Origin of the sequence: Sphingopyxis selenitireducens, from assembly GCF_051550705.1 — a bacterium.
Classification (GTDB): Bacteria; Pseudomonadota; Alphaproteobacteria; order Sphingomonadales; family Sphingomonadaceae; genus Sphingopyxis.
Genome location: NZ_JBPULG010000002.1, coordinates 349,042 through 364,371, shown reverse-complemented (window position 1 = coordinate 364,371; position 15,330 = coordinate 349,042). Strand labels below are relative to the sequence as shown.

14 protein-coding genes are annotated in these 15,330 nt (G+C 64.2%); 3 read left to right on the top strand and 11 right to left on the bottom strand.

Annotated elements, in window-relative coordinates; all coding sequences use genetic code 11:
- Window positions 1-580: 580 nt before the first annotated feature.
- Entirely contained in the window at window positions 581-1,465 is an 885-nt protein-coding gene (locus tag ACSYDV_RS07570) for a LysR family transcriptional regulator (protein ID WP_438323181.1), read from the bottom strand.
- Between the two features lie 95 nt (window positions 1,466-1,560).
- On the opposite strand from ACSYDV_RS07570, the gene ACSYDV_RS07565 reads away from it, so the two are divergent.
- Window positions 1,561-2,745: an acyl-CoA dehydrogenase gene (locus tag ACSYDV_RS07565; RefSeq protein ID WP_438323180.1), complete on the top strand. Its 1,185-nt coding sequence runs from the start codon at window positions 1,561-1,563 to the stop codon at window positions 2,743-2,745.
- Window positions 2,746-2,799: 54 nt separating this feature from the next.
- Here ACSYDV_RS07565 and ACSYDV_RS07560 read toward each other — a convergent pair whose 3' ends face one another.
- From ACSYDV_RS07560 to ACSYDV_RS07515, 10 genes are read right to left on the bottom strand one after another with little or no spacing between them, the layout of a single operon-like run.
- Window positions 2,800-4,464 carry an AMP-binding protein gene (locus ACSYDV_RS07560; RefSeq protein WP_438323179.1) on the bottom strand — a complete coding sequence of 555 codons (1,665 nt, stop codon included), beginning with the start codon at window positions 4,462-4,464 and terminating at the stop codon, window positions 2,800-2,802.
- Window positions 4,461-6,053 carry an AMP-binding protein gene (locus ACSYDV_RS07555; protein WP_438323178.1) on the bottom strand — a complete coding sequence of 531 codons (1,593 nt, stop codon included), beginning with the start codon at window positions 6,051-6,053 and terminating at the stop codon, window positions 4,461-4,463. The genes ACSYDV_RS07560 and ACSYDV_RS07555 overlap by 4 nt, the downstream gene beginning before the upstream one ends.
- On the bottom strand, window positions 6,050-7,459 hold the full coding sequence (locus tag ACSYDV_RS07550; RefSeq protein WP_438323177.1) for an aldehyde dehydrogenase family protein: 1,410 nt from the start codon (window positions 7,457-7,459) through the stop codon (window positions 6,050-6,052). Before ACSYDV_RS07550 ends, ACSYDV_RS07555 begins: the two co-directional genes overlap by 4 nt.
- Before the next feature lie 12 nt (window positions 7,460-7,471).
- Entirely contained in the window at window positions 7,472-9,688 is a 2,217-nt protein-coding gene (locus tag ACSYDV_RS07545) for a TonB-dependent receptor (RefSeq protein WP_438323176.1), read from the bottom strand.
- A gap of 13 nt (window positions 9,689-9,701) precedes the next feature.
- Window positions 9,702-10,172 carry a cytochrome C gene (locus ACSYDV_RS07540; protein WP_438323175.1) on the bottom strand — a complete coding sequence of 157 codons (471 nt, stop codon included), beginning with the start codon at window positions 10,170-10,172 and terminating at the stop codon, window positions 9,702-9,704.
- Entirely contained in the window at window positions 10,169-10,606 is a 438-nt protein-coding gene (locus ACSYDV_RS07535) for a c-type cytochrome (protein ID WP_438323174.1), read from the bottom strand. Before ACSYDV_RS07535 ends, ACSYDV_RS07540 begins: the two co-directional genes overlap by 4 nt.
- On the bottom strand, window positions 10,606-11,169 hold the full coding sequence (locus ACSYDV_RS07530; protein WP_438323173.1) for a methylamine dehydrogenase light chain: 564 nt from the start codon (window positions 11,167-11,169) through the stop codon (window positions 10,606-10,608). The genes ACSYDV_RS07535 and ACSYDV_RS07530 overlap by 1 nt, the downstream gene beginning before the upstream one ends.
- 30 nt (window positions 11,170-11,199) lie before the next feature.
- A complete protein-coding gene (locus tag ACSYDV_RS07525; RefSeq protein ID WP_438323172.1) occupies window positions 11,200-11,790 on the bottom strand; it encodes a redoxin family protein in 591 nt (196 codons plus the stop codon).
- Window positions 11,787-12,299 carry a MauE/DoxX family redox-associated membrane protein gene (locus tag ACSYDV_RS07520; RefSeq protein WP_438323171.1) on the bottom strand — a complete coding sequence of 171 codons (513 nt, stop codon included), beginning with the start codon at window positions 12,297-12,299 and terminating at the stop codon, window positions 11,787-11,789. Before ACSYDV_RS07520 ends, ACSYDV_RS07525 begins: the two co-directional genes overlap by 4 nt.
- Window positions 12,299-13,465, bottom strand: coding sequence for an amine dehydrogenase large subunit (locus tag ACSYDV_RS07515; protein ID WP_438323170.1), 1,167 nt, complete (start codon window positions 13,463-13,465; stop codon window positions 12,299-12,301). The genes ACSYDV_RS07520 and ACSYDV_RS07515 overlap by 1 nt, the downstream gene beginning before the upstream one ends.
- Before the next feature lie 150 nt (window positions 13,466-13,615).
- Between ACSYDV_RS07515 and ACSYDV_RS07510 the strand changes: the two genes are divergently transcribed.
- Together ACSYDV_RS07510 and ACSYDV_RS07505 are read left to right on the top strand one after the other, a co-directional pair.
- Complete coding sequence (locus ACSYDV_RS07510) at window positions 13,616-14,287, top strand: TetR/AcrR family transcriptional regulator (protein ID WP_438323169.1); 672 nt, start codon at window positions 13,616-13,618, stop codon at window positions 14,285-14,287.
- Window positions 14,288-14,379: 92 nt separating this feature from the next.
- Window positions 14,380-15,264 carry a Rossmann-like and DUF2520 domain-containing protein gene (locus ACSYDV_RS07505; protein WP_438323168.1) on the top strand — a complete coding sequence of 295 codons (885 nt, stop codon included), beginning with the start codon at window positions 14,380-14,382 and terminating at the stop codon, window positions 15,262-15,264.
- Window positions 15,265-15,330 lie beyond the last annotated feature (66 nt).

The following is a 15,330-nucleotide window of genomic DNA, read 5'->3' as shown; positions in this document are numbered from 1 at the left end:
TGAATCGTAGCGCGGTGCGCCGCACCGGATCGGGCAGCCGCGAGCCCGGTCCCCCACAGCGCACGGGCGGCGCTGCGCAGGGACGCAGGATAGCGAGCCAGATCCGACAGGTCGGATTGGGTCAGCAAAGGCATGATTTTCCCCGTGCCGGCGCGCAAAACGCGCCGGACATGTCGTCGCAACGCCCCGCGTGAGGAGGCGCGACTGGAGATTTGGGAGGCGTCGCTGCGCGGAACGGGATGCGGTCAGTCCGCTATCCCACGCACAGGATCGACGATCTTCTAAATGTTGGTGCTACACATATGCATCGCAATAACCCCTTATCTGGAGGGGGAACGCAATGCCTGGCGATGTCGCCCGAGCATCACGCGCTTTAGCCGTTGGTAACGCGGAGCAAGCTGCTTCCCGATCAAAAGCCGCGGGTCGAGGGGGAGAGCCCGTTGCCCGTCTCGACCAGTCCCGAGCAACAAAGTCAACTTAAACGATTGATATTTGATTCGTCAACGATCGAGGCCCGTTTTTGCGACGAAGAAAATCTTTCGGGCGGCGAGCCGAGGCTTATCGGTCCCGTCCTGTCGGCCTATTCCGCAAATTCGGCGAGCATGATGTCGGCAAGCCCCGGCGCGATGCCGACGCGCCGCACCAACATGAGTTCGAAATCGGCCTCGAAGTCATCGATCGGCATGAACGACAGGCCGTTGAGGCCGAGCCTTTGAAGCGACGCGGGCGCCAGAACAACCCCCAGTCCGGCGGCGGCAAGGCTGGCCGCACTGATATAATCCGGCGTCTCGATCGTTCGAACCGAAGGAAAGCCTCCCTTTTTCGCCAACGCCCGGACATGCTCGATGAGGCCGACGCTTTCCCGGAATTGCGGGACGATAAAGGTCTGGGCCGCCAGCTCAGCCACCACCACACTGGCCCGCCGGCCAAGACCCTGCTCCGCCGCCAGCGCCAGCATAACCCCTTCCTTGTGGATCCGATGCGCCTCGGTCCCTGCCGGATAGCTCGGCCGCGGCCGGGTCAGGGCAATGTCCAGCCGCCCGTCAGCCAGCGCCGCAAGCTGGTCCGGTGTTTCCATCAGGACGAGCCTAACCTCGACCCCGGGACGGGCTTCGGCGAGGCGCTGTACGATACGCGTGACAAGACCTGTCATCGCAGCCGAAAAGACATAGCCGATGCGCAGCGGGCCCGCCTCGCCCCGCGCGAGGCTCTTCCCCACCCGCGCAGTGACCTCCAGACGCGCCAGTGTTTCGCGGGCCTCTTCGAGAAAAAGCGTACCGACGCGCGTCAATATGATCGCGCGCCGGTTCGACCGGTCGACAAGCGGAGCGCCGAGTTCGTCCTCCAGCCGGCGCAGCCGCTTGCTGACGACCGACTGGACCACGCCTAGCCGGTCGGCGGACCGCACGAAGCTGCGCGTCTCTGCGACGGCGATGAAGCTGGACAGTTGTTCGGCGTCGATCATTTTTCATTCCGTATCGAGATTGATTAAAGTGAATTCTGTCATTGTTTGGAATTTCAATCAAGCCGAGGGCGGCGCCCATTCAAGGGAGAGACCAGATGGCGGCCATGGGCAGATTTGATTGGGAAGATGCGTTCCGGATTGAGGAGGAACTCGGCGAGGACGAACGGCATATCCGCGATGCGGCGCGCGCCTTTGCGCAGGATCGCCTTCAGCCCCGTGTCATCGAAGCCTTTGAAAAGGAAAAGACCGACCCCGATATTTTCGCCGAGATGGGCCAGCAAGGTTTGCTCGGCGCCACCATATCCGAAGAATTTGGCGGCGCCGGCGCATCCTATGTCTCTTACGGGCTGATCGCGCGCGAGATCGAACGGGTCGATTCAGGTTACCGCTCGATGATGAGCGTCCAGTCGAGCCTCGTCATCTATCCCATCTTCGCATATGGGTCGGAAGAGCAGAAGCGACGCTATCTGCCCGGCCTGACCGCCGGTACGCTGATCGGCTGTTTTGGCCTGACTGAGCCTGACGCAGGCTCCGACCCGGGCGGCATGCGGACCACGGCGGTGAAGGTCGCCGACGGTTACCGGCTGAACGGCAACAAGACGTGGATCTCCAACGCCCCGATCGCAGACGTCTTCGTCGTCTGGGCGAAATCCGAGGCCCATGGCGGTGCGATCCGCGGCTTCATTCTCGAAAAGGGCATGAAAGGGCTGTCGGCGCCGAAGATTGAAAACAAGCTTTCGCTCCGCGCTTCGATCACGGGGATGATCAACCTTGACGATGTGGTTGTCCCGGAAGACGCCCTCCTTCCGCATGTCGAGGGGCTGAAAGGCCCGTTCGGATGCCTCAACCGCGCACGCTATGGCATTTCCTGGGGTGCGCTCGGCGCCGCCGAATTCTGCTATGCGGCGGCGCGGCAATATGGGCTCGATCGCCACCAGTTCGGGCGCCCGCTCGCCGCGACGCAATTGTTCCAGAAAAAGCTTGCCGACATGGCGACCGAAATCAGCCTGGGGCTTCATGCCTCGCTTCGGGTCGGCCGCCTGATGGACGCCGAAAATTTCGCACCCGAGATGATCTCGATCGTCAAGCGCAACAATGTCGGCAAGGCACTCGATATAGCCCGGATGGCGCGCGACATGCACGGCGGCAATGGCATTTCGGGCGAATTTCAGGTCATCCGCCATATGATGAATCTGGAAACGGTGAACACCTATGAAGGTACGCACGACGTCCATGCGCTGATTATCGGGCGCGCGATCACCGGACTGGCCGCCTTCTGACGCCTTCCCTGCCCCTGCTCCCCGGCGTCCGCTGCGCTATTTTCCTGAATAGCGTCAGCGGACGGCTTCGCGGGCGGCCAGTTCCTTCACCATCTGTTCGCGCATCGCGAATTTCTGGACCTTGCCTGTCACCGTCATCGGGAATTCATCGACGAAGCGGATGTGCCGCGGAATTTTATAATGGGCGATGCGGCCCTGACAATGCGCGCGGACATCGGCTTCGGTCAGCACCGCACCGGGACGGACGATGATCCAGACGCAAAGTTCTTCACCATATTTGTCGTCGGGAATGCCGACCCCCTGCACATCGGCAATGCCGGGATGGGTGAGCAAAAACTCCTCGACCTCGCGCGGATAGATATTCTCACCCCCGCGGATGACCAGATCCTTGATCCGCCCGACGATCTGCCCATATCCCGCATCGTCGATGACCGCGAGGTCGCCGGTGTGCATCCAACCGTCGGCGTCGATCGCATCGGCGGTGCGTTCGGCATCGTCCCAATAGCCGAGCATCACCGAATAGCCGCGCGTGCACAGCTCACCCGTCTCGCCGCGCGCGACGATATCGCCCGCCAGATCGATGAGCTTCACCTCCAGATGCGGCTGAACGCGGCCGACGGTCGACACGCGTAGCGCCAGCGGATCGTCGGTGGCGCTCTGAAAACTCACCGGGCTGGTTTCGGTCATGCCATAGGCGATCGTGACCTGATCCATATGCATCCGGTCGATCACTTCGCGCATCACTGCCATCGGACATGGCGACCCCGCCATGATCCCGGTGCGCAATGACGACAGATCGAAGCGCGCGAAATCGGGATGGTTCAATGCGGCGATGAACATCGTCGGGACGCCGTAGAGTGCGGTGCAGCGCTCGGCCTCGACCGCTTCCAGCACCGCGCCGGGGTCGAAGGCTTCGGACGGATAGACCATCGTCGCGCCGTGGACGGCGCAGGCAAGATTGCCCATCACCATCCCGAAACAATGATAGAGCGGCACCGGGATGCAGATGCGGTCGGCGGCCGTCAGCGCGATCCGTGCGCCGACAAAGGCGCCGTTGTTCAATATGTTGCGGTGCGACAGTGTCGCACCCTTGGGAAAGCCGGTGGTGCCGCTGGTGAACTGGATGTTGACCGGCATGCCGGGTTCGATCGCGATGTCCGCAAGCACGGCAGTGTCGTCGCTCGCAAGATCAGCAAATGGCAGGCAACCGGCATGGGCTTCTTCGCCCAGCACGACGACGAGCCGCAGACCGGGCAATCGCGCGGCGTGTAACGCGCCCGGCGGCGCCGCCTTCAACTCGGGCGCAATCTCCCCCAACATCGCGACATAATCGCTGCTCTTGTGCGAGGGTGCGAGGATCAGCGCCGCGCAGCCGACCTTGTTCAGCGCATAGTCGAGTTCGGGGACGCGGTAAGCCGGGTTGATGTTGACAAGGATCAGCCCGGCCTTCGCCGTCGCGAACTGGACGATCACCCATTCGGCGCAATTGGGCGCCCAGATGCCGACGCGGTCGCCGGGCTTCAGACCGCGCTGCAACAGGCCCGCCGCGACGGCATCGACGCGCGCGCGAAGCTCGGCCCAGCTCCAGCGGATATTCTGATGGCGGACGATCAGCGCGTCGCCGTCAGGATAGCGGGCGACGGTCTGGTCGAAGCGATCGCCGATCGTCATCTCGATCAGCGGGGCGGTGTCGTCGCCGCGAACGAAGCTGTCGGTCATGCGTCGGCCTTTTCAAACTCGGCGTCGCGCAATTCCTTGCGCCTGATCTTGCCGCTGACCGTCTTGGGCAGGCTGGCCACAAACTCGATGCGGCGCGGATATTTATAGGGCGCGGTGGTCGCCTTCACATGATCCTGAAGTACCTTCGCCAGTTCGTCCGACGGGCTGTGCCCGGCGGCGAGGACGATAAACGCCTTTACCACTTCGCCGCGGGTCGGATCGGGGCTGGCGACGACCGCGCTTTCGGCGACGGCTTCATGTTCGAAGAGCACGCTTTCAACCTCGAATGGTCCGATGCGATAGCCCGACGACAGGATGACATCGTCGGCGCGGCCGACGAACCAGAAATAGCCCTCGGCATCGACGGTGGCGCGGTCGCCGGTCAGGTACCAACCATCGCGGAAGACACTGGCGGTGCGATCGGGGTCGCCGCGATAGCCGAGGAACAGCCCCGGAGGCAGGCCTTCGCCGACGCGCAGCGCAATATCGCCCTCCACATCAGGCGGCAGGATTTCGCCCGCATCGCCGATCACGGCAAGGTCGATGCCGGGCGCAGGGCGCCCCATCGCGCCCTGCCGCGCCGCGCCCGCACGGTTGCAGCAGAGCAGCACGGTTTCGGTCTGGCCGTAACCGTCGTGGATATCGAGCCCGGTCGCGCGCTTCCACAGGTCGATCACCTCGGGGTTCAGCGGCTCTCCGGCACTGACGCAGTGGCGCAGATGCGGGAACGCACGGCCGTCGAGGTCTGAGCGCACGAACATGCGATAGGCGGTCGGCGGGGCGCACAGAGTCGTCACCGGATGCGTTTCGAGCAGGTCCATCGCGGCGACGGGATCGAAACCCGGCGCGTGATTGACGAAGATCGCGGCGCCCATCAGCCATGGCGCGAACAGGCTGCTCCACGCCGCCTTCGCCCAGCCGGTGTCGGACATATTCCAGTGAAGATCGCCCGGACCAAGGTCGAGCCAGAAGCGCCCGGTAATCTGGTGCGCCAGCGCATAGCCCGCGCCGTGGATCGTCATCTTGGGCTGGCCGGTTGTACCGCTGGTGAAATAGCAAAGCGCCGGATCGTCGAACGCGGTGTCGGCGATATCGGCCAGCGGCATGGCGCTGGCCTTCGCCGCCGAATAATCGGTCCACCCGGCGCGCGCGCCGCCGATATGGATGCGTGTTACCGCCGCATCGGCCAGCGCCTCATCGGCGCGCGGCGCAACATCGGCGCCCGCGACGATGCAGCGTGCCTCCGCCGCCTCCCGGCGATAGGCGATATCCTTCGGCGTCAGCTGCACCGTCCCCGGCGACGCGATCGCGCCGAGCCGCAGACAGGCGAGCATGAGCTCCCACCATTCAATCTCGCGCGACAGCAGGATCAGCACGGTGTCGCCGCGCTCCACGCCGGCCGCGCGGAGCACTGCAGCGGCGCGCGCCGAATGTTCGGCCAGTTCGGCAAAGCTCCGGTCGATCACCGCGCCCGATCCGTCGGTCCACAGCATGGCACGCGCATCGGGCCGCTCGGCCGCGAGCCGCCCGATCGTGTCGCGGGCGAAATTATAATGGGTCGGCGGATTCCAGTCGAACGCCTCGCTCATCCGCCGCGCGCCATGTTGATCACCGACAATTGCGTATATTCCGCCAAGCCTTCCTCCGCCTGTTCGACGCCGAGGCCCGAGGATTTGACCCCGGCCATCGGGATATGCGGGCCGATCGCGACATGCTGGTTGACCCAGACCGAACCGCTTTCGATCCGTTCCGCGACCGCCAGCGCCCGGCCGGTATCGCGCGACCAGACCGATGCCCCCAGCCCGTAGGGCGAAGCATTGGCGCGCGCGACGACATCGTCAATATCCGAATAGCGGATCACCGGCAGGATCGGGCCAAACTGTTCTTCGTCGACGATCTGGTCGCCGTCGGTGACGTCGCGGACGATCGTCGGGCGGATGAAATAGCCCGCGCGGTCGATCAGCTCGCCACCCGCGATGATCGTGCCGTCCGACCGCGCGCGTTCGAGGAAGCCCTGCAGCTTTTCATATTGCGCCCGGTTCTGGATCGGGCCGATTTGCGCGCCCTGCGCGAGGCCATCGTCGACCACCGCCGCTTCGGCGAGCCGCGCCAGTTCGTCGCACATCGCGTCATAAATGCTGTCATGGACATAGGCGCGCTTGATCGCGAGGCAGACTTGCCCGCAGTTCAGGAAGGCCGCGTTGAAAATGCCCTGCGCCGCGGCGCGCACATCAACATCGTCGAGCACGATCCCCGGGTCGTTGCCGCCGAGTTCCAGCGTCAGCCGCTTCAGCCCGTCGGCGGCGCTCGCCATGATCTTCTTGCCCGTCGCGGTCGATCCGGTGAAGCCGATCTTGGCGATGCGGGGGTCGGCGGTCAGATAGCCGCCGAGGTCATTGGCATCGACGATGATATTGACGACGCCCGCCGGAAAGATCGTCTGGCACAATTCGCCGAGCATCAGCGCGGTAACGGGGGTGGTCGGCGCGGGCTTCAGCACGATCGTGTTGCCCGCGAGCACCGCCGGACCGATTTTCCAGCAGGCGACGAGCAGCGGGAAATTCCACGCAATGATCCCCGCGACGACGCCCAGCGGCTTGCGGCGGATCTGGATCAGGCCATTTTCATCGTCCTGGATCGTCCGCTCGGCGATTTCGAGCGTCGCATAATGGCGCAAATAGCCCTCGGCCCACGCGATTTCCCCTTGCGCCTCGGCGAGCGGCTTGCCCTGTTCCTGCGTCAGCGCGCGGGCGAGCGCGTCGCCGTTAGCGACGATCGCATCGGCGAGCGCGCTGATCTTTGCCCGCCGCTCCGCCATCGGGGTTTCGGCCCAAGACGGAAAGGCGGCGGCGGCGGCGGCGATCGCTTCGTCGGCCTGCCGCTCGGATGCGCGGGCGACGGTCGCGAACACCTGTTCGGTCGCGGGATTGATGACGTCCATCAGGCTGTCGCCGTCGACGAGGCGGCCGCCGATCAGCATTTTATAGTCTGCCATGTCGCTCTCCAGTCAGAATTTCACGCCGACAGTGACGCCGTAAGTCCGCGGCGTTCCGACATGATTATAGTCGAAGCCGAAACCGGCGAGCAGGTCGACGCGCGAGGTGAAATAGAATTTGTGGGTCAGGTTCTTTCCCCAGACCGACGCCGTCCAGCGCCCGTCGCCCGATTCCCAGTCGATATGCCCCGACAGGAGGACATATTTATTCTGCCGCAGCCGGGGGATGTTGAGCACTTCGAAATATTGGTTCGACGAATAGTTGAGGTCGCCGTGCAAGCTGATCTCGCCGCTGTCATTGTCCATCACCGTCGCATCGAAACCGCCGGTGAAGGTCAGCTTGGGCGCATTGGACAGACGGTTGCCGCTGACATCGACGCCGCTGACCATGCCGCGCTTGATCTTCGTATCGAGGATACCGACCCCGGCGCGCAGCGTCAGCATGTCGGTGGCGCGCGCGGTCAGTTCGGCCTCGCCGCCCAAGATCCGCGAGCGCGGGATGTTGAGCAAAGTCTGCGCCGCCGTCACTGGATCGACGTTGATGAATTGCTGATTGCTATAGCTATAATGGAAGGCCGCCATGTTCAGCGTGAGGCGGCGGTCGGCGAACTGGCTTTTCACCCCGAGTTCGAAGGCGTCGATCTTTTCGGCCTTGGCCACCGACAGTTCGGCCGGGTCGAAAAAGGCCTGCGCGTTGAAGCTGGGCGCGCGATAGCCGCGACTATAATTGCCATAGACCATCACGTCGGGGTTGATCTTGTAATCGGCGCCGATCTTTCCCGACAGATTGTTGGTACTGTAACGGAGCGACGAGAGCGGGATCAGGTTCATGACCAGCACTTCGTTCGGGCCGAAGGCATTGGCCTCGAAATCGCTCTGCGTCCCCTTGTCACGCGTGTAGCGCAGACCGCCGCGCAGCGTCAGCGCGTCGGTCAGTTCGAAGCTCATGTCGGTGTAGAGCGCATAGCTTTTCTTGACCTGATCGAAGCTGTTGCGGAACAGGCAGCCCAAGGGAAAGCCGATCGCGCAATCAGCGTCGGTGACGCCGGGCACTCCGTCGGAATCGACATCCTTGCCGATTTCGAAGGTCGTCTGGTTATAGACTTTCTCGCGGTTGAAATAGGCGCCGAGGATGAAGTTGAACGGCCCGCCGAAGTCACTGGTCAGCCGCAAATCCTGCGCAAATTGCGATGCGCGATCGAGATAGGGGATTTCGAGCGTTTCGCTCGCCGTGCCGTCGGTGTCCTCGTAAAAGCTTAGCCGCCCCTTGTCCCATGAGGTGACGCTGGTGATCGCGAGGCTGTCGCTGATATCGACGGTGCCGGTCAGCGCGACCGACCAGGTGCGTGCGCGGCGGCGGTCGGTGACGTTCGCCTCGATCTCGCGGCGGCCGAGCCCCGGACGGTTCACCGCTTCGGGCTGGGCGTAAATGCCATAGTTGCGCGGGTTCTGGTAGCTCGTTGAGGCGCGCAGGACGAAGCGCATGCTGTCCGACGGTTCGAACAACAGCGATCCGCGAATGCCATATTCGCGCACCCCGGCCAGATCGGGCTCGCCCGGCAGCTGGTTCTTGAACCAGCCATTGGCACGCGCGAAGGTGAAGGCGACGCGCGCCGCCAACGTCTCACCCAAGGGCACGCTGACTGCGCCATTGGCTTCGTAGCGGCCATAGTTTCCATAACCGAGGTTGAGATAGCCTTCGGTGTCGCCCAGCACCGGCGTCCGGCTGATCAGGTTGACCGCGCCGCCGGTGGTGTTCTTGCCATAGAGCGTGCCCTGCGGCCCGCGCAGCACCTCGACGCGTTCGAGGTCGTACATGGCGACGCCCAGAAAGGCGAAGTTACCCTTGTAAACTTCGTCATAATAGGTCGCGACGGGACTTGCTTGGTTGAGGCTGTAGTCGGACATCGACACGCCGCGCAGCGCGAAGATCGGGGTGTTGTCGCCGACGGTCGAAGTGAGCTGCAGATTGACTATCTTGCCCGCGAGTTCGTCGGCCTGCGTCACCCGCTGCCGTTCGAGCGACTCTCCGCCAAGCGCGCTGACCGCGATCGGCACGTCCTGCAAGCGTTCGGACCGCTTTTGCGCCGTCACGACGATGTCGGTGCCGTCGGTGATCGCGGGGGCATCCGCGGCGGGCGTTTCTTGCGCCAGCGCCGGAACCGACACCCCGGCAAGCAGCAATAGCGCTATTCTGCGCGCCGTGCGGCGCTCTGTCATCCTGGTCATTGGCAATCCTCCCCTACTTTTTGATTGTTTCTTTGTTGGCGGCGAAGCGCGCGAGCAGGTCCGCCCGGACGGCCGCCGCCTCGGTCCGCAAAGGTTTTTTCCGCAAACGTCCGATTTCGGCGGGCGTGTAGGGCGTGAAATCATCTGGCACGTGAGCAGGATCGAAACGCAGAAGCGACCAGTTGAGCACCTCCGCCAGCGCGGCATCGGACAGGGCCGCCGTGGCAACGCCCGGCACCTCCCCCAGATATTCGCGCCCGCCGGGGACGTGCAGGAACTGCCCGACCACCCCCGCCATTGTCGGGGTCGTCTGCGGCGTTCCCGTCGCATCGGCGCGGTGGCAGCCCTGGCATTGCAAGATCCAGTTCTGCCGCGCGCGCAGCGGATCCGCGACGCCCGGCATCGCCTCCACCCCGCCGAAGGCCGGCGCCGTCAAAGCCGCTCCGGTCGCCACGATCAGCGCCGAGACGGCCAGCCCCTTCATTTCGCGGCAGCACCCGGCCGGAGGCGAGCGACCGCAGCGCCATTGAGCGTCGCCCCACCGGCGCGATATCCCGCGACCTCGCGCGGAGTGAACGCCCGAGAGCCTTTCACCACATGGTTGAGCACCGCCGCGACCTGCGCGTCATTGAGTCCGGCCTGCGCGGGCATCGTTCCGCGATAGACTTTCCCCCCGACGGTCAGCGGCCCTGATACGCCGCGGATCACCACCAGCGCCAGATAACGGCGCCCTACGGGCGTCGCGGCGAGCGCCTTGGCATCGACTTTCAGCGACGGAAAGGCACCCGGCACGCCCGCTCCGTCGGCGAGATGGCAGGCGGCGCAGCGTTTGTAGACCGTCGCTCCGTCATCGGCGCGCGCGACCTGCCCGCCCGCAACGAGCCCGGCCAGCGTCAATATCATCCCGGCACCGCGCATTATTTCTGCTCCAGCGCAACGCCGAGGATTACCGCAGTCGAGCAATTGTAGATCGCACTCGATGTTCCAAGACACCAGTTGATGTCGTTATTGGCTTGCGGCCGGACCATCGGCCGATCGCGCTCGTTGCGGTTGCACAGGCAGCGCCCGCACGAGGATTTGCCGCAGCAATCATTATAGCTGATGATGTAGGAGCGGTTGTCGGCAGGGTTCTGACAGGTGCCGATCCAGGTGATCGGCGACATTTCGGTTCCCGGCGGGCAGCTGCTCGCGGTGCCGCCGCAGCAGCTGCACAAAAATCCGTCGATCGCGCAGTAGCGCCAATAATCGCACTGGGTCTGATCGCCCGGATCCTGCGGATTGCCGGTGGTTTGCGGTGCGATATGGTCGCCGCTTCCGCCGCCATGCCCTCCCCCATGGGTCTGGGCGCGGGCGACGGGCAGGACGGGCAGCGTCGCCGCCCCGGTGATCGCCCCGCCGATCAGCGTCAGCAGGCTGCGCCGCGATGTGGCGCGCGCGACCTGGCGCGTGACGGTTTCGGAAAATTTGTCCAGACGCGACATACTAGTCCCCTTTTTGTCGGGCCGCGCGGCTCAGCCGCGTGCGAGATATTCCTGAATGGATGCGACGCGGCGTTCCTTGGCCTCGAACAGGCTTTCCAGATGCTCGCGATTGTTGACGAGGCCGAGCGAGGCGATGCGTCCCTCTTCGTCGATCAGCACTGCATAGGGCAGCTTCGAAACGCCGAGCTTGCGGCCGAGATCTTCGGACAGGACATAGTCGAAACCCGCCAGCCCCTCAGCCATCACCAACCGGCGATGCGCGGCGGCGTCGCCGTCGCTGGCCAACACCACATCGAGCCAGCCGCGTTCCGCGCCGCGCGCCGAGCGGACGACGGGCAGCAAGGTCTTGCAGACCGGGCAGTCGGGCGAGAGGAAGAAGATCAACTGCCCGCGCCGATGGCGCTTGCCGCCAATGGTGACGTTCGTTCCTTCGAGCGTTTCGAGCGTCATTTCGGGGGCAGTGTCGCCGACATTGACCTTTTGATGAAGCGTCAGCGCGCCCGCCGGAGCGATGCGTTCGTGGAGTACGCCGACCTGCCGGGCGAGCGCCGCGACGAGGACCGCGAGCACCGCGACGGCGATCCACAGCAAGATTTGCGAAGCGAAAACAAAGCCGGTCATCGTGCGGCACTCCTGATGGGCAGATGGGCAATCTCGCTGGCCGCGAAGAGCAGCGCGAGAAAAGCGAGGGCAGCGAAGATCGACTGAATATCGATCGCGCCGCCCCCGGCGGGAGAGACGAGAAGCGCGAGCGCGGCGGCGGACAGCGCGAAGGCGCGCCCGACGGAAAAGCGTCCGATGCCCTGGCGCCGCGCGCCAAAGTCACAGCCGCAGTCCATGTCGGCATCACCGCGACGGCGGGCGGCATATAGTGCCGCGCCATATCCGGCCCACAGCAGTGCTGCGAGCAGCGCTCCGACAGGCCGCGAGGCCGGAAAGAGCAGCGCGAGCGCCGCGGCCGCTTCGATTGTCGCGGCCGCCATCGTCAGCGGCATCGCAATGGTGGCGTCGATCCGTAGCAAGCCCGCCGTGGCCTGCGCCAGCCGCCCCCGCTCGGTGAGCTTATGCGCCGCCGCGACGGCCAGCATCGCAGCGAGAAACGGGATGAGCGCGGAGCCGATGGCCGACATCAGCGCGACGCCGTCATCGTCATCGGATCGTGCGCGACGTCGACGATCGTCCGAACGAAAGCGCCGCTGGCTGCATCATAGACATCGAGCGATCCGTCGGGACGCGAGGCGACGAGCAGCGGTGCCGCCTGTTGGGTTGCCTCGATCGATACGCTGTGGTTTTTGAGCGCGATCCGGCTGACGACCGTCCGGGTCGCTGGATCGATCACCCACGCCTCGGTTCCGCCGTCCTTGTGCGACCCTTCGCCGCCCTTGGGATTCATCAGCACATAGAGTTTTCCGGCCCGGTCGGAGGAGATGACCTGCCATCCGCCGGGCCGCCATTCGGGCGTACCGCCGGCCTGAACCGGGATCCGGAATTCGCCGAGATCGCGCGCCGCGGTGCCGGAGAAGTCGATCGCGCGAAGACCGCCCTTGAAGCTGACGAACCATGCGGTCTTGCCGACCATCGCCGGGGTCATGAACAGCGGGTCGTCGTCGATATTGTTGAATGCCGCGCTCGTAACCGTCGTCGCAGCCTTGCCCGCGGCGTCGAGGGTAATGCTGGTCATCGTGCCGTCGGCGCAAAGCGAGGTGAAGCCGCGCGGCCCCGTCGGATAGACGAGCGAACAGCCCGGCAGTTCGATGTCGGACAGGATTTTACGCCCGTCGAGGTCAACCACCGTCACCGACGACCCGGGGGTGAAGTTGAACACCAGCGCCCATTTTTCATCATTGGTCAGTTGCAGGCTGTTGCGCAGCGTAACGAACAGGCCGCGCTTGGCGCCGGGCAGGATAATCTCCCCCTTCGGCGCCAGCGTCTTCGTATCCCAGATGGTGATGACGTCGGTGCGCTCACCGCGGGTCAGCCTCGACAGGAAAGTCTCGCCGACATAGATTTCACCGCGTGTTGTCGACGGCAGGATGTTGCCGAACTGGGCGATCGGGATCTGCCCGCGCACATGATGATTTTCGGCAGCGACATCGACGACCGCCGCGCGCCCGTCGGGCAGACTGTTGAAATGCAGGTCGTGCACCAGAACCCAGCTGTCGGGATAGTCGGCGGGCAGTTCGGCGACCGACGGAACGGGCTCCTCGGCCAATGGCTGCGGATATTCCGCTGCTGCCGACATGCTGGCTGATGCCATCAAAATGGCAAAGGCCGTCCCACGTGCGATGCGCTGCATCCTCACTCTCCCTGATCTGTGGCCGATGGCTCTGATGGCCGATTCGGGATAATATTGTTCACTTGTCCAAATTTAGTCAATTGTAAAAATTAGGTCACTTGTCCAAGGAGCGCGAGGCGTTTAACTAGACCCCGGAAAGGCCACAGAAACTTGACGAATTTCATTGTTCCCGATTTGAAAATCACGCCGCGCACCGGGGGCTATGCCCGCGGTCAGGACGGCTTTGAGCATATTTTGCGATCAGCGCTGGCGCTGCTCGTGAACCATGGATCGGCCGCGCTGACGCTGCGCCGGATCGCCACCGAATCGGGAATGAACGTCGGCAACCTCAACTATTATTTCCGGTCGAAGGAAGAATTGATCCGCGAACTGCTGAACGCCGTGATCAGCAGCTATGAGGAATCGTTCGACGAGATCATCCATGAGCCGGGTGCAACCGCCGAAGCGCGGCTGGAGAATCTGGTGATGCTGATTCTCGAGGATATTACGACGAAGAAAACGACGCGCTTTTTCCCCGAACTGTGGGCGATGGCGAACCATGATCCCTTTGTGTACGATCGGATGAACGAGCTTTACGATCGCGCACGCGTGTCGCTCAACGAACTGATCGGCGAGATCAACCCGGCGCTTCCCGACGATGAGCGCAAGATATTGGCGTTGTTCATTTCGGCCTCGATGGAGGGAATGACCATGTTCGCCGGCTATGAAAAACCCTGGCGCGAGCAAATGCCGATGCTGGAAATCATCGCGCGGCGCAGCTTCATTCAGTTGGTGAGCACGTTGCGCCCCGGCGAAATCAAGGGCGGCCTTTCAAACGGTTGATGCCGATTCAGCGACGGATTATGTCGGTTACCGCGGCCGCGCATTGGCCGTCACGGCTGGCGGGACAGCGCCGATCGGACTAGAGGCACAGAATGACGGATAGCCCGACCTATCGCCAGATCGGCGTCATCGGTGCCGGGCGGGTCGCCCGCGCCCTTTCTCTCGCACTTGCGCGCCATTCGGTGGCGCCCATACTGCTGTGGGCGCGATCCGAGGGCAGCAGACGCACTGCGGTCGATGACATTGGCCGCGCGGTCGCGGCGGATCGCGTCGCCACGCTGGTCGAGAATTGCGACCTGATTGCGATCGCAGTGTCCGACGACGCGATCGCCCCCGTCGTCGCCGACTTGGCACCGCTTGTATCTCTCACCTCCGCCCCTTTTATTTTCCACGTCAGCGGCCGCAGCGGCGCGGCGATCCTCGATCCGTTGCACAGAGCCGGCGCGCAGACGGCAGCTATCCATCCTGTCATGACCTTCACCGGCGATCCGCAAAATGAGGTCGCGCGCATGATCGGCGCGCGCTTTGCAATTACCGGGTCGAGTGAAGATGCGACCGCGGAGGCCGGACGGGTCGTGCGCCTGTTGGGCGGCGTCGGGGCCGAAATCGACGAGGCACACCGCCCGCTCTATCACGCCGCGCTGTGCCACGCCGCGAACCATCTCGTCACGCTGATCAGCGGAGCATCGCACGCCCTGACACGCGCGGGCGTCGACGATCCCCACGCGCTGCTTGCCCCGCTGGTCCGCGCAGCGGTCGAGAACAGCCTTGCGCACGGCTTTGGCGCATTGTCCGGCCCGTTGCTGCGCGGCGACGGCGAAACCATCGGCAACCATATGACCGCGCTCGAATGCGACTGCCCCGAGCTGCTGCCCGCCTATAGCGCCATGGCGCGCGCGACGCTCGACGAGCTGGAACGCAGCGGTGCCCCTGCTCCGCCGTTATCGCTTCGGGCGGCACTGTCGATGAAGGACTGAATCCCTGCCTTCCGGATTGCCTGCACCGCGCGGCATCCCTAGATCGGCGCGATCCCGAAGCAGCTG

Coding starts and splice junctions, on each gene's coding strand:
- ACSYDV_RS07560 (WP_438323179.1), bottom strand. CDS start 4,464: ATGACCGACAGCTTCGTTCGCGGCGACGACACCGCCCCGCTGATCGAG.
- ACSYDV_RS07550 (WP_438323177.1), bottom strand. CDS start 7,459: ATGGCAGACTATAAAATGCTGATCGGCGGCCGCCTCGTCGACGGCGAC.
- ACSYDV_RS07565 (WP_438323180.1), top strand. CDS start 1,561: ATGGCGGCCATGGGCAGATTTGATTGGGAAGATGCGTTCCGGATTGAG.
- ACSYDV_RS07540 (WP_438323175.1), bottom strand. CDS start 10,172: ATGAAGGGGCTGGCCGTCTCGGCGCTGATCGTGGCGACCGGAGCGGCT.
- ACSYDV_RS07530 (WP_438323173.1), bottom strand. CDS start 11,169: ATGTCGCGTCTGGACAAATTTTCCGAAACCGTCACGCGCCAGGTCGCG.
- ACSYDV_RS07570 (WP_438323181.1), bottom strand. CDS start 1,465: ATGATCGACGCCGAACAACTGTCCAGCTTCATCGCCGTCGCAGAGACG.
- ACSYDV_RS07525 (WP_438323172.1), bottom strand. CDS start 11,790: ATGACCGGCTTTGTTTTCGCTTCGCAAATCTTGCTGTGGATCGCCGTC.
- ACSYDV_RS07505 (WP_438323168.1), top strand. CDS start 14,380: ATGACGGATAGCCCGACCTATCGCCAGATCGGCGTCATCGGTGCCGGG.
- ACSYDV_RS07515 (WP_438323170.1), bottom strand. CDS start 13,465: ATGCAGCGCATCGCACGTGGGACGGCCTTTGCCATTTTGATGGCATCA.
- ACSYDV_RS07555 (WP_438323178.1), bottom strand. CDS start 6,053: ATGAGCGAGGCGTTCGACTGGAATCCGCCGACCCATTATAATTTCGCC.
- ACSYDV_RS07520 (WP_438323171.1), bottom strand. CDS start 12,299: ATGTCGGCCATCGGCTCCGCGCTCATCCCGTTTCTCGCTGCGATGCTG.
- ACSYDV_RS07545 (WP_438323176.1), bottom strand. CDS start 9,688: ATGACCAGGATGACAGAGCGCCGCACGGCGCGCAGAATAGCGCTATTG.
- ACSYDV_RS07535 (WP_438323174.1), bottom strand. CDS start 10,606: ATGCGCGGTGCCGGGATGATATTGACGCTGGCCGGGCTCGTTGCGGGC.